General features: G+C 62.2%; 13 protein-coding genes and 1 pseudogene. 2 read left to right on the forward strand and 12 right to left on the reverse strand.

Annotated features, from left to right (window positions below):
• Positions 1–4: 4 nt before the first annotated feature.
• The 5 genes from PI87_RS06480 to PI87_RS06500 all read right to left on the reverse strand — a co-directional run bounded on the left by PI87_RS06480 (position 5) and on the right by PI87_RS06500 (position 4,673).
• Positions 5–673, reverse strand: a complete 669-nt coding sequence (locus PI87_RS06480; protein ID WP_039596839.1) for a phosphoribosyltransferase — start codon at positions 671–673, stop codon at positions 5–7.
• 12 nt (positions 674–685) lie between these two features.
• A complete protein-coding gene (locus tag PI87_RS06485; RefSeq protein WP_039596840.1) occupies positions 686–1,246 on the reverse strand; it encodes an HdeD family acid-resistance protein in 561 nt (186 codons plus the stop codon).
• A 182-nt stretch (positions 1,247–1,428) separates the two neighbouring features.
• Positions 1,429–3,495, reverse strand: coding sequence for a TonB-dependent copper receptor (locus PI87_RS06490; protein ID WP_332308684.1), 2,067 nt, complete (start codon positions 3,493–3,495; stop codon positions 1,429–1,431).
• 72 nt (positions 3,496–3,567) lie between these two features.
• The gene (locus tag PI87_RS06495; RefSeq protein ID WP_039596841.1) at positions 3,568–3,909 is read right to left on the reverse strand and encodes a hypothetical protein; all 342 of its coding nucleotides are present in this window, start codon (positions 3,907–3,909) and stop codon (positions 3,568–3,570) included.
• A 137-nt stretch (positions 3,910–4,046) separates the two neighbouring features.
• Entirely contained in the window at positions 4,047–4,673 is a 627-nt protein-coding gene (locus tag PI87_RS06500; RefSeq protein WP_039596842.1) for a LysE family transporter, read from the reverse strand.
• A 102-nt stretch (positions 4,674–4,775) separates the two neighbouring features.
• On the opposite strand from PI87_RS06500, the gene PI87_RS06505 reads away from it, so the two are divergent.
• Positions 4,776–5,642, forward strand: coding sequence for a LysR family transcriptional regulator (locus tag PI87_RS06505; RefSeq protein WP_039596843.1), 867 nt, complete (start codon positions 4,776–4,778; stop codon positions 5,640–5,642).
• 8 nt (positions 5,643–5,650) lie between these two features.
• On the opposite strand, the gene PI87_RS06510 is transcribed toward PI87_RS06505, so the two are convergent.
• The 7 genes and pseudogenes from PI87_RS06510 to PI87_RS06540 form a co-directional block, all read right to left on the reverse strand.
• Positions 5,651–5,923 carry a hypothetical protein gene (locus PI87_RS06510; RefSeq protein WP_039596844.1) on the reverse strand — a complete coding sequence of 91 codons (273 nt, stop codon included), beginning with the start codon at positions 5,921–5,923 and terminating at the stop codon, positions 5,651–5,653.
• A 173-nt stretch (positions 5,924–6,096) separates the two neighbouring features.
• The gene (locus PI87_RS06515; RefSeq protein ID WP_039596845.1) at positions 6,097–6,543 is read right to left on the reverse strand and encodes a hypothetical protein; all 447 of its coding nucleotides are present in this window, start codon (positions 6,541–6,543) and stop codon (positions 6,097–6,099) included.
• A gap of 91 nt (positions 6,544–6,634) precedes the next feature.
• Positions 6,635–7,444 (reverse strand): hypothetical protein, encoded by an 810-nt coding sequence (locus tag PI87_RS06520; protein WP_039596846.1) that lies wholly within the window; start codon positions 7,442–7,444, stop codon positions 6,635–6,637.
• Between the two features lie 188 nt (positions 7,445–7,632).
• On the reverse strand, positions 7,633–7,899 hold the full coding sequence (locus PI87_RS06525; protein ID WP_039596847.1) for a hypothetical protein: 267 nt from the start codon (positions 7,897–7,899) through the stop codon (positions 7,633–7,635).
• A gap of 456 nt (positions 7,900–8,355) precedes the next feature.
• Positions 8,356–9,132, reverse strand: a complete 777-nt coding sequence (locus PI87_RS06530) for a hypothetical protein (protein ID WP_039596848.1) — start codon at positions 9,130–9,132, stop codon at positions 8,356–8,358.
• 79 nt (positions 9,133–9,211) lie between these two features.
• On the reverse strand, positions 9,212–10,630 hold the full coding sequence (locus tag PI87_RS06535; protein ID WP_039596849.1) for a DUF2515 family protein: 1,419 nt from the start codon (positions 10,628–10,630) through the stop codon (positions 9,212–9,214).
• Between the two features lie 18 nt (positions 10,631–10,648).
• A pseudogene (locus PI87_RS06540) lies at positions 10,649–11,968 on the reverse strand (DUF2345 domain-containing protein); the annotation flags it as partial.
• Between the two features lie 324 nt (positions 11,969–12,292).
• Between PI87_RS06540 and PI87_RS06545 the strand changes: the two are divergent.
• Entirely contained in the window at positions 12,293–12,529 is a 237-nt protein-coding gene (locus PI87_RS06545; protein WP_039596850.1) for a hypothetical protein, read from the forward strand.
• The last annotated feature ends 191 nt before the right edge of the window (positions 12,530–12,720 follow it).

Below are 12,720 nucleotides of genomic sequence, written 5' to 3' on the forward strand. Positions count from 1 at the left end.
TGGGCTAGTGATGGTGTTGCCAGGCATCGGCCAGTAACGCCGTCACTTCACTGTCTTCGGTCTGATCGAAATTGCCGTAGTACTGGCCGACGGCCTGGAAGCTGAAGTCGGGCGCGACGATGAGGCAGAGGCCGTCATCCACCTCGGTGCGCAGCGCCTGCCAGGTGGTCTCGGGCGCGGTGGGAATCGCCAGCACCACGCGCGCGGGTTTGGCACGGCGCACGGCAGCCAGGGCTGCGCGCACGGTCGCCCCAGTTGCGATGCCGTCGTCTGTCACGATGACGGTTGCGTCTGCCAGCGGCAATGGTGTGACGCCGTAGCGTGTGCGACGGCGCTCCAGTTCCGCCAGCTCTTGCGCCATTACCTCGTCAAGGTAGGCCTGCGAAGGCGCAATGGCATCCAGTAGAGAGGTGTTCCATTCGACGTGCGGCGGTAGGCCCGCGCCGCAATCGGCCAGCGCGCCGAGTGCCAGCTCAGGCTGCCACGGCGCACCGAGCTTGCGCACCAGCAACACGCCGAGCGTTGCGTTCAACGCCCGTGCAATCTCGTAACCGACCGGCACGCCGCCGCGCGGCAGCGCCAGTACGATGCGCGGTGCGGGCAGGTTGCGCGTTGCGAGTGCGTCGGCCAATTGTCGGCCGGCATCCGCGCGATCACGAAACGGCGCGAGCATGATGGGACAGTGCTAAGCGAACGCGCGCGCGGAGCCGCTGCGGCCCCACTTGCGCACACGCAGCGCCGCGAAGATCAATGCGATGCCCCACAGGATGGCCCACACGCCGATCCACCACAGCACCGCCAGTACACCGGCCTCAGGCCGCCACAGCAGGCAACCGGCCAGCAGCACACTGGCGATGCCGCCGAGTACCAGCCACCACTCGCCAGAGAGTTCTTCACGTAAGCGCACGGCCACGACAATCTGCAGCACGCCTTGTGCCAGCAGCCATGCGGCGATGTACAGCAGCAGCCCCAGCGCAGTCACGCCGGGGTTGAACAGCGTCAGGGCCCCCACCGCCACGCCAAGCAACCCTTGCAGCAGCATCGGCCAGCGCTCATGCCCACGGTGCTGGCCGCCAAAGGCGGTGGCCAGCAGTAGGCACCCCTCCACCAGCGCGTAGGCACCGAACACCAGCACCAGTGCAGCCAACGTGGCCGCCGGCGCCATGAATGCGCCAACACCAATCGTCAGTGCACATAGTCCGCGCAGCGCGAGCACCCACCACAACTTGGAAAGCGTATGCAGCATGAACAACACTCCTTGGTAGCAAACGAAAAGCGACCGCGCGCCGGGCGCGGCGTGCGATCGCTGATGGTTCCAAGGTAGTGCAGGGCGCGGCGAGCCTCAATGCGGGCGCGGTCATTTTGTGCGCCTACGGGGTCACTTTTGGCGAATTCCCTCGCGCAATGTGCAGGCGGCGCAATACCGCGCTACATCTTGATGCTCACGCGTGCCCAGGCGGTGCGGCCGGGCTCGGGAATGGGCGTGCGTGCCGGAAAGCCGAAGCCCGCATCGCCTGCCAGGTTCAGGTGCTCGGTATAGGCCTTGTTCAACACGTTGTCGACACCCACGGCCACGCGCACCGTCTTGCTGACGGCGTAGCCCGCATGCAGCGACAGCACGCCAAAGCCCGCGCTGGGCCCAAAGTCCTGACCGACCACGTTGCCCTGATTCAACGCATAGCGATGCTGTGCCGCTGCCACACGCCACAGGCCACCGGCTGACCACGGCCCGCGCTCGTACTCCACGCCCAGACGCAGATCCAGCGGCGGCATCTGCGGCAGCGGCTGTCCGGTGTTGCTGTTGCGTCCCCACGCATAGGCAAGCGCACCGTCAACGCGCCACGCATTGTTCACGCGCCATGTTCCGCCGATTTCGCCGCCGGCAATGCGTGCGTCCACGTTGGTGGCTTGCGACATCGGCCCCATCATGCCAGGCCGGTAGTTGAAGAGGATGAAGTCGTTGACCACACCCGCATACGCCGAGACCCACGCATCAAACCGCGCGCTCTTGTACTGCGCCCCCACGTCGAGCTGCGTGGTTTTCTCGGGGCGGATGGCCGAGAACGCGTTGACAGACCCGCTGGGTCCCATGCTCGGTGAGATCAGCTCCCAGTAATCCGGAAAGCGTTCAGCATGGCCCACGCCCGCGTACAGCGTGGCAGGCACGCCGGACACGTCGTGCTCGTAGCGGACGAATCCGCTGGGCAGCGTGCGCGAGCGGTCTTCGCCCGCGGTGGGGTTGGGGCGGCTGCCCATCATGCTGCTGATCGACGCGCGATCGTCACGTGCGCTGGCCTGGTCAATGCGCGCGCCGGCAATCACACGCTGGTGCTCGGCGGCAAACCAGGTCAGTTCGCCAAAGGCGCCGGTGTTGAAGAAGCTGGCACTCGGCACCCACGCACGCGTGCTGTACGACACCATCTCGGTGCCGCTGCGTGAGCGCAGGCGGCTGGTCTGCATGTCCAGACCGGTGACGAACTGCAGCGCATCGGCCCAGCGCAGCGTGGCGGCCACGCGAGCGCCGACCGTGCGCCGGCCCACGTCGGCAGCCATCCCCATCGGCATGCTGCTCATCGGGTCGGGTTGGCGCAGCGTGAAGTTGTCCATCACGTGGTCGGCATTGTTGTAGTAGACCTGGGCCTCGATGCGCTGCAGGACTTCGCCGATGTGCGATTTGTCAAAGCGCAGGCCCACGCTCTCTCGGCGGAAGTGTGCACCGTCCATGCCGCGTCCGGCATAGCGCGCGTAGCCGTCGCCGGTGCCGGCGGTCAGCTCCAGGCGCGTGTGGTCGTCGGGCGTGAGGCCGAGCGCAGCGTCCACATTCCACTTGTCCCACTGCGAGGGGATGGTGTTGCCGTTGCCGTCTTTGTAGTCCTGCTGGTGCGCGTGGTTGGCGGTGATGCGCGCATAGGCGTCGGGCGTGCCGGCGGTGAAGTCGGCGTTCTGGTCATTGCGGCCGAAAGACCCGCCGACCACGCTGCCGTCAAAGCGCGTGCCGGGCTCGGCAAAGCGTTTGGTGTTGCGCTCAAAGAGCACGGTGCCTGCCGAGCCGACCGGCCCGTAGATCACCGATTCCGGCCCTTTGATGACGGTGAGCTTGTCGTAACTCTCGGGCGAGATATACGACGTGGGCGCGTCCATGCGGTTGGGGCAGGCGCCCAGCATCGAGGCGCCGTTGGTGAGGATATTCAACCGCGAGCCGAACATGCCGCGCAGCACAGGGTCGCCATTGGTGCCGCCGCTGCGGATGGACGTGAAGCCGGGGATGGTCTTGAGATAGTCCGCACCGTCGCTGGCAGGCAGCGGTTGGCGTGGGGATTTCGGGTTGGTGACGATGGTCAGCGGCGACGACGGCGCGGGTGCAATCACCATCGTGGTCGACAGATCGATCTCAGGCGGCGTGGGTTCTGCCGCGTGCACCGCAGACATGGACGACAGCGCGGCAACCGCCAGGGCAATGGCGTGCCGGCCGGAATATGGGTGATCCAGCATCATGAAAAAGACGAAATGGGTGAAGCCCGCCGCCGCAGTTGCAGCGCGGGCGAGGGTGTCTTGAGATGGGGTGGATCAACCCAGCGGTGGGTCGCGGGCGCGCCGTTGCGGCGCGGGTGTGGCAAAGCGAGGGGTGAGGATATCCGTTGCGCTGACGCTGCCCAATAGCGCTGGTGCGTTGGGCATGCCGATGTCGAGCGCGGGCGCGATGTCAGCAACGACGATGCATGCGCCACAGCATGCCGGCGCCGACATCGATTGCTCGACACGCTTGCGCTCGCCAGGGTCCGACAGCGGAATGATCATCACGCCGGTGCCATGCGCGGAGCACAGCGTTACCGGCAACTGTTCAGCGTGCGCGCGTGCCGCATGCGCCAGCGGCATCCACGCGGCTGCCAGCAGATACGTCCACAGCAAAACCCACGCAACTATGCGCCCACCGGCAAGATGCAGACGGGGTGCGGGTTTCCAATGGATACGGCGGGCGGACATCGCGCGAGGATACTGCCTGGCCCGCAATCAACGGCCGCGCTGCGACGCCGTGCCGCAGCGTGTCACGCCAGCCGTGCCAGACCCAGCGACAGGCCCAGGCCGATCAGGATCACGCCGATGACGCGATCGACCATTCGCTGCCGCGCCAGCAACGAGCGCCGCAGCGCGCCCGACGCAAACACCATCGCCACCAGTGCAAACCACACCGCGTGCGCCACCGACATGAACAACCCATAGCCAAACTGCGCCACCAGCGGTGTGCTCGGGTCGACGACCTGCGTGTACGTGCTGACCACGAACAGCGTCGTCTTCGGGTTGAGCGCGTTGGTAAGAAAACCCATGCGCAGGGCGGCACCGGTCGAGAGCGTTTGGTTCAACGCGTTATTGGGAGACGCCTCACTCGGCAGCAGCGCCTTGGCTGACAACGTCTTCCAGCCGATCCACACAAGGTAGGCCGCACCGATCAACTTGATGCCCTGCAAGAGCGCCGGCGCGTGCGCAATCAGCAGCCCCACGCCGAACATCGTATAGAACACGTGCACCTGCACACCCAATGCAATACCCAAGGCACAGAGCACACCCGCACGCCGGCCATGCAGCAAGCTGTTGCGTGTGACCATGGCGAAATCCGCCCCAGGGCTGATGACAGCCAGCACGGTGATGACGGCAACGGCAAGAAGTTCGGCCATGTCAGGCGCCCGATGGGAAGTGGAGATGCGCCGATTCTGGGCGACAGGGCCATCGCTGAAAATCGATTTATGATGCTGTTTTTCAGTGAGAAAAACTGACAGATGGCGCTTCCTCCGCTGAATACCCTGCGTGTGTTCGAGGCCGCGGCACGGCATGGCAGCTTCGTGCGCGCCGCGCAGGAATTGCACGTGACCCATGGCGCTGTCAGCCGGCAGATTCGGCAGTTGGAGGAATCGCTAGGGGTTGACTTGTTCGAGCGGCGCAATCGGGCCGTCTTCCTGACACCGGCGGGAGAGCAACTGCGTTTAGCGACTGCCGATGCGTTCTCCATTCTCACAGAAAGCATCGACAGGATCGCACGTCGGGCTACGTCTTATGCACTGGTGGTGTCGTGTGAACCGACACTGGCGATGCGCTGGCTGATCCCGCGCTTGTCACGCTTTCAGGCGCGGCATCCTGCCATTCAGGTGCATCTGTTTGCGGCGGGTGGGCCGATCGATTTCGCGCGTACAGGTGTGGATGTGGCCCTGCGTCGCAATGACTTTGCTTGGCCAGCACATGTGCACGCCGAGCCGATCTGCGAAGAGTGGATCGGCCCCGTGCATGTGCCACATGCGGATGCAGCTGCGCGCCGACGCTTATTGCACACCGCGACGCGCCCCGATGCCTGGCAGACATGGTGGCGCATTAGCGGCACACCGCGCCCACGCGGGCGGTTGCCCGAGGCGCGCTATGAACATTTCTATTTGAGCCTGCAGGCCGCGTTGGCGGGGCAGGGTACCGCCATCGCATCGAGGTTGATGGCCGGAGATGACCTGAATGATGGGCGGCTGGTGGCACCCGATGGTTTCCAGCGTGATGGATCTGCGTACTGCCTGCTGTCGAGCGCGCCAATCACGCCAGATAGCCCGGCCGGTGCATGGCTTGCCTGGCTGCGTGAAGAGACTGCCGCCTCTGTATCAGATTGACGCCGCCGTTATGCCGTTGCGTGCCGACCCGCGCCAAGAATGCCGCGGATGGTGGCGAGATACGCCTCGCCCACGGCACGGTTGAGCGGCCGTACCCGCGAAGCGCGTTGGTATGGCGGGCGCGTTACGCCGAGTGTGCGGCACACCTCCGACGCGTACGGCCGGCCACGCCCCTCCATGCGCATCACGACTTCGCACAAGGCTTGGTCGCTCAGGCGATTACGCAGCCACGCCACGGTTTGGCGGTCGTACTCGTTTTCGATCCGGATCAGGTCGTCCATGGCGAATAACTGTATAAATGTACAGATACTGTAAATATATACAGTTATTTGTGGATTTCAAGGACGGTGTTGGAAAGTGGTTGAACTTGCTTTTTGGGGGTGGCGCTGGAGGGGCGAAGGTGTGCGGTGGAGTCGGCTGATGCCGATCTCAGGCTAGGCGTGCGGTGTTGCGCTTAGGGTGCGACGTATTCGAGGTACAGCACCCAGTGATCTGCATCCATCGGAATGGCAACGGCGCGTTTGGTTGGCCGAGTCACCAGCTGGCTGACGTCATAGGCGAGGCCGCCTTTCTGGGAGAAGGCATCGCGCAGTGCAGTCTTTTCAGCGCTCGATAGCCATGCGCGGAGGAAGGCTTCGGGAATCGGCTGGCGTTCTGCGTAACGAGGCTGATCGGTGATCTCTTTGCCATCGGAATCCTTCAGCGTAACGGCGGCGATCAGCGCCACATAGTCAGTGGGGCGCGGCACACCGCTGTCGCTGGGGTTGCGTTCCGGAAGCGTGGCGAGTTCAAGGCGGACAGCTTTGGGTTGCGCATTCAAGTGGATGTACTGCGCGAGAGAGGCGGTGCCCGAACTCACATGCGTGTCACTTCGGTCGCAACCGACGAGGGCTGCCACCATGCATAGCGTAGTGAGCCATCTCAGCTGGCTGTATCGAGAGGCGGTGATGTTCCGTCCAGATGAAGTCATGGTGCCGCGAGCGTTGCTGTGCCTAAACATCCATGCACTCGCTGATCTCATACTTCGCGTCGAGCACGTGTGCGACTTCAGCGAATGCGGATACGAGTGCACGCGCGTGCTGTTCGTTCGCGGTGAATGGCAGATCGAATACGCCGATGTACCCAGACCTGTCGTAGATGCTGGGTTGTCCGCCAGCGCCAGACGCTGGAGCTTTGTGGGACACGTCGAACCGAAATGCAAAATCGCACCCACCCGGCCCCTTTGCTGGATGGATCAACGTGGCCCCAATGTCAGTGAGCGCGCGATGCCGGAAGCGGAAACTGTCGCCTCCGCATTGGAAACCAGACCATGCACGGTCGTGCGAGCGGAACACCACGAGTACCTCGTCGGAGCAAGGCGGTGGTGTGTCCAATCCCTCGGCCAACTCATCGGCTGAAACCATCGACGTGTCAGAGCCCGCATTGCTTTCTTCCACGTCAATGTGCTCGGCAAAAACTTTCACCAGCAGGCTGTAGACGAGACGCGTTGCATCTTGGCGCCCGTCTTCATCGTCATGGACGATCAACTGCCTGAAGCGCGCTCGCGCCCCGGTCTGCTCCGGCAACTTGATTTTGGGAGGGGGTGCCGCGGCGGGTGCATTGGGCTGTGTGGGAGCAGCCTTGTTTCGGCGCTCCACTATTCCACCCAGCCAATAAAGCAGCGCCGTCTGCGGGATCAATACGGCAACCGCTACCGCAACCAACGTGGCGAAGCCCGCGAGAAAGCCGTACTTCGGGCCGACGCGAGTTGCCACCTGTGCCCCGGCATACACGGGTAGGGCGAAATAGAGAAGCCAGAACATCCAGTTGTCCTGTTTAGCTTGCAGATGATGAATGCGATGTGCTGCGCTAGTCGATCATCACGGCGGATCGACGTTCCACTGCCTGACGGTTTGCTCGTCCGTGCTGGCCTCAAACGCAGGCATGAGATGGCCTTATCGGAAGTACCGCCGCGCGGGCAAGCGTCGCGTTGGGGCGCGCCCTGCCGTCCTCATTCGATTTCTTCGACATAAGCGCCGTCTCGCAAGAAGACACGTAGACGGGTCGGGTGACGGCCATCCCATTCGGCTTCCCCTTTTCCAAAGTCGAAACTGGAAAAACGATCAGGTTGTCCGCATCGACTGATGATCTGGTCGATGTGTTGGCCGAGAAACTGCGTCGGATGGGCGATGACGTGGTCGATCGCACTCTCACGACGGATCCTTTCGGTCTTGACTGCGGCGTACGCAGTAAGGAACCGGCGAATCGCGCTGATCATTGTTCAACCTCTCTTCAGAATTGCGGCCCGCCCGCCATACCCCTCGGTTATCGCGCAGTCTGACGAGCTGGAGAATCTTGAGTTTTGCCGGCGGCGTATTTCAGCATCCACTGAAAGAACCTCTCCTGAATTGGATCCGACGATATCGCGAGGCTGTGCTACAGCTTTGGATCAGACGGATCGCTATCCCACTGTCAGTTCGTGGAACCGTCATCGGACATGACTGCGGACATCACCTCGCCCTGCTGCACTTGTCGACGCGATTGCGTGCAGTCGTGTAGCAAATGGCTGTTGCTCCAGTTGGGGCTGGCGCTGGTGGTGGTCACGTGTACTCAGGCAATGACTTACGATTGGTCGCTGCGGCCAGGATCGGAGAAAGCGTTGACTGTGCGTGCATGTACTCGCGCCCAGGGCGGTGAAATCGCTTGGCATGAAGCCGCCGCCCTGGGTTGACAGTCACTTCAAAGCGCTTGGGCTGACGACGGCGTCCCCGCGGTTGATGGCGTTTTCGATCAGGCGTTTGTTCAGCGCTGCGCGCTTCTTCTTGTCCGCTTCGTGTTCTGCCGTGCTGTTCCAGCCCTTGGCATCACCTTCCTTGAGCTGCTGCGCCAGGTTCTCTGCGTCGCGCTTGAGTGCGACATCCAGTAGATCGAAATTGAGACGAACGTCATAGCTCAATCCCAAGGTGCCGGCATCCCCCTTGACGCTCAATTGCGCCAGCACTCCATCACCGACCCAGCGCCAGATAGGACCTTGCTGCACCACCGCCGGCCAGTCCTCCGCTGGAATCTTGTATGCAGGGTCAATCGTTCGTGGGAAACGTCCAAACTGACCGTTCTCATTGAGCAAACTAGACCGCCCTGTGAGCAACACATCCCATTCAGGATCGTAGTACCGCTGCCATTTGCCCCGCTGGAACTGGGCAATCGTTTGTTCTACCAGGGCTTGCGCCTCGGCATGGGTTTTTATGATCTTATCGTTGAGCAGGAGCGACACAGACTGAACTCGGCGATCCGGAAATCTCTTCTCGTCAGCACGCATGGCGAGCGAGAAGATCGGGTGCCACCGAACCTCAAAGCCTTCACGCATGTAGTGCGCAACAACAGCATCCGGCACTGGCGAAACGCTATAGCTGATATAGCCATCGATATTGTCGGTCGAAAATGTCGGGACGCCTGAAGCACGTGCCGTATCAACGATGTTCTTTCCAAGATCGAACCGGATTTCTGTCATTCCCTCTCCTGCAGTCTTGCTACAACCCAGCAAACTACCCGCTGCGGGTAGCACGGCAAGCATCATGAAGCGCCGCCGGTTAAGCATGAAGCCACCCTCTGATTTTCTGAAGTTCGCCATCCATATATGACCGTCGGTTCTTCATCAAGTCGTTAAATTTGTCCGCGAGTTCCTTGACATAGGCCATTCGGTCGGTGGGGTTCGGCAAGCTCTTTTTCCGCCCGGTCACATAGTCCCAAGGGCCCTTGGGCTTATCGAAGGTTGCCTGCAACGCAGGATCGTCGTTCTTGGGCGCAGCACTGAAGTACAGCGTATAGGTAGGTGACAGCAATCCTAGCGACGCACGGCTGAACAGATGGTTGATATCCATCGTCCTAATCAACTTTGGGTCCTGGTAGATCAGCGGTTGCAGTACGTTAATTTGCTCCTGCTGCGCGATGATGTTCACCTCTTCCTGCTGGCTGCTGACTTTGCCTGCCTGGTCCAAAGCATATTCGTCGATAAAAAGCGAGTATGTTTTCTTCACTTCAGGGGTCACCTTGAACTGCGCCACCTTCTGCAATCTTCCGATGGCCCCGGCGTCGTCCGCAATCCGGCTCAGTTCCTTGCGCTCTTCCTCCATGACATAGAACGCCTCATTGAAGCTTCCCCAATACTCCGAGCCTGGAACGCGGTAGCCCTTGTCGTAGCTTTTCACGTTCGCTTTCACATAGCGATGTGCTTGGCTGGCATTGGCTTGGAACTGTCCATAGCCGCCATCCATTCCGCCCCACACAGGGGGCGTCTGGAAATAGCTTCTCGCCTGTGTGTATACCGGGTCGCCCGCGATGCGTCCCCGCAACCGCCCCATCCAGTTCGCGCCAAAGGGCAATTCCTTGACTGCATCCCTGGATTGCTGCTGCAGCGTGCTGGCGTCGCGCTTCTCCACGTGACTGCGTAGCCGGTCGGCATTGAGGCTGCCATCCCGGTTGAGGCCATACTCCAGCACAAACCAAAGCCAGGGGTAGATGTCCATGAACAGCCACAGGTTGCCCTTGGCCAGCGCGGCATACACCCGCAGCGAATGCTCATACGGCGACGCATCGGCGAACGCCTCGGACACCGCCTGCGAGAAGCCAGAGGTGCGCGCCATGTTACGCCAGCCGCCGTTGAGGACATCTTCGCGCGAATAGCGGTAGGCCTCCACGATGTCCTTGACCACGAAGGCGGCCAGAGCCGGCCAGAGCATCTGCAGTTTGCCGCGCGATTTATCGGCGCTGGCGAAGTACAAGTCGGCATATCGGGCGGCGATGCGCTTGGCTCGGCGCTCGGGATCGGTAATCAGGTGCCAACACTTGTCGTCACCTTGCTCACTTAGCGCGACCAGGGCTTCTTCTTGCGCGTAGGACCACAGGAACTTGGCCTCGACGTTCTGCGTGTGCTGGGAACCTTGTCGCGGGTTCGTCCGGCACTGGCCCAGTACTTCGATGTCGTAGCCGTTGTCGTCGTCATGCGCCATCGTGCAAATCTTCTCCTCTCATCGATCGAACTTGAATCGGGCGTAGCGCAAGGCGTGCTCGAGCGGTTGCTCCGTGGGTGTCTGAAGCCGTTCCGTCTCACCACCCTGCGGGGCATCGCCGCGCAAGGTCTGCTCTGGTTGCGCCTGGTTGCGCACGCGGAAGCGCAGTCGACCTTCGACTACCTTCTGATCAGCGTCCTTGAAGAGCACCTGCTCGTCGAATTTCTGGAACAGCGAATGCTCCGCAGGCTCTGGCATCACGGTGCCGAAGGGGAGCGGAGGCAACGCCGCCGTCTGCCCCCCCGGCCCCACCAGCGGATGCCCAGCCCCCTTCACCGACAATAACCCCGACGTCTCAAACGTAATCGCATTCCCCTCCAGCCGAATCATTGAATCCCCGCCGTGCAGCACGACGTTCTGCTGCGCGAGGATCTCAATCGAATCCGCAGAGGAGGTGACGGTGACAGCCTTATCCGCCAGCACGGCCAGCGCATCGGTATGCGCCTGGATCGACACCGGCCCGCCCTCAGCAATCGCACGGATGCCATTGCGCTGCGCAAACAGGCTTACGCCCTTGGCAGCGGCGGCGGCCACGACGTTGCCCGCAGCGAGGTGCCAATCGGCCTGCGCGGTGCCATGCAAATGGCGGCCCGCGTAAACCGTGGTGGTGGCCTGAGATGTCAGCGCAATGCTGGAAGGCGACTCCGCCACCAGCAGCGGCTGCCCGAACTTGTCGACGGGTTGCTGCGTGTCTTGGCCGTTGACGTTGCTGGCGTAATGCCCGTATTGCGATGGGTCGAGTGCCTTGTCGATCGGGTCGAATGCTTCGTTGGCTGCCAACGGAAGCGCTTGCTGGCTGGTTGCAGCATCGGACAGGCGTTGTGCTGTCTTCTGCGCAGCGGTGAGCTGCCCGCGTGCCTCATGCGCGTCGAGCAGCGTGCCTGTTGCCTGCGCCCGCGCGGTGGTCGAGAGCAGCAGGCCCGCGCCTGCGCGCACCACGGCCCACGCATCGGTACGCAGCTCTGCGCCAGTGCCGCGCCAACTGCCGCGGTTGCCACCCGTGGCGCCGTGCGAGGTCACATAACCGAGGTTGAGCTGACTGTTGGCGGTGGAGCTGGCCAGACGCGTGCGCAACTGGCCGGGATGATCGTCGATCACCCACTGGTTGTAGCCGTCGCCGCCCAGGCCTTGCGAATGCCAGCCGGACAACGCCTGCCCGAGCGGCGCGTCGGCGGCGGGCCAGGGCAGGGCGTCCTGCGTGTTGTGCAGCTGCATGGCCACCATCGGCCGGTCGATGTCGCCGTCGATGAAGGTGAGCAGTACTTGTGTGCCAGCGCGCGCCCCGCGGCGAAGCATCGGCAGATTCTGATTTATAGTTCCGCCTTTGCTTGAAGGAAGTCGTGGTCGCTACACTCGCTGCCATCACTTCCGGTGCCATAGAGGAAGTGGTCGAGGTGTGGAAGCCTCGTGACTGGCGGGCAAGTGCTGAGCATAAGCGCTTGTCCTCAACCTGCTATGGCTTGGCTTTGCCTTCAAAGGGCGGGCCAGGCTTGAACGGCTTCGGCCGTGCCGATTGCTAGTCATCGGTCTTCCACCTTGCCTGTGCTCGCCCACCCTCTCCCCCAAGGGCTGGGCGTGGTTCCATTCATGAAAGGAAACACGATGACCCACTCGATCCCCGAATCCCTTGATCCCAAACGCCTTGAGGCACATGCGGAATTGTTCGACAAGCTGTCGAAACTGCGCACGTTGCTGGGCATGCTGCATTCCAACGGGTTTGAACATTTCCGCAGCTTGGATGAAAACCGGCAGGCGGACTACCTGTGGACGTGTATGGAGTACGCGGATGGAGCTTATGACGCGATGCTTGCGTCGGATGGTTTGAAGGGCGGGGCATAAAGCTGTGAGCGCGGGGTTCAACACGCCGAATGCAAAGCTCAATGCTCCGTGCACCGACCTCAGAGCGCGGCGCGTGAAGTTCAAATTCCCAGATTCCAAACGTTTTGTGCCGAACGTCGAGCGAAACGCTCGGCGTGTCAAGCTTGCAGCTTCATGCGCGAAGCAAAAAGCTGACCCTGCCTCGATTCCAC

It is taken from the genome of Ralstonia sp. A12 (genome assembly GCF_000801955.1).
Classification (GTDB): Bacteria; Pseudomonadota; Gammaproteobacteria; order Burkholderiales; family Burkholderiaceae; genus Ralstonia.

Bases quoted from the DNA above. Each gene is read 5' to 3' on its own strand.
- PI87_RS06510 (WP_039596844.1), bottom strand. From the start codon at position 5,923: ATGGACGACCTGATCCGGATCGAAAACGAGTACGACCGCCAAACCGTG.
- PI87_RS06480 (WP_039596839.1), bottom strand. From the start codon at position 673: ATGCTCGCGCCGTTTCGTGATCGCGCGGATGCCGGCCGACAATTGGCC.
- PI87_RS06545 (WP_039596850.1), top strand. From the start codon at position 12,293: ATGACCCACTCGATCCCCGAATCCCTTGATCCCAAACGCCTTGAGGCA.
- PI87_RS06530 (WP_039596848.1), bottom strand. From the start codon at position 9,132: ATGACAGAAATCCGGTTCGATCTTGGAAAGAACATCGTTGATACGGCA.
- PI87_RS06490 (WP_332308684.1), bottom strand. From the start codon at position 3,495: ATGATGCTGGATCACCCATATTCCGGCCGGCACGCCATTGCCCTGGCG.
- PI87_RS06525 (WP_039596847.1), bottom strand. From the start codon at position 7,899: ATGATCAGCGCGATTCGCCGGTTCCTTACTGCGTACGCCGCAGTCAAG.
- PI87_RS06520 (WP_039596846.1), bottom strand. From the start codon at position 7,444: ATGTTCTGGCTTCTCTATTTCGCCCTACCCGTGTATGCCGGGGCACAG.
- PI87_RS06515 (WP_039596845.1), bottom strand. From the start codon at position 6,543: ATGGTGGCAGCCCTCGTCGGTTGCGACCGAAGTGACACGCATGTGAGT.
- PI87_RS06500 (WP_039596842.1), bottom strand. From the start codon at position 4,673: ATGGCCGAACTTCTTGCCGTTGCCGTCATCACCGTGCTGGCTGTCATC.
- PI87_RS06485 (WP_039596840.1), bottom strand. From the start codon at position 1,246: ATGCTGCATACGCTTTCCAAGTTGTGGTGGGTGCTCGCGCTGCGCGGA.
- PI87_RS06505 (WP_039596843.1), top strand. From the start codon at position 4,776: ATGGCGCTTCCTCCGCTGAATACCCTGCGTGTGTTCGAGGCCGCGGCA.
- PI87_RS06535 (WP_039596849.1), bottom strand. From the start codon at position 10,630: ATGGCGCATGACGACGACAACGGCTACGACATCGAAGTACTGGGCCAG.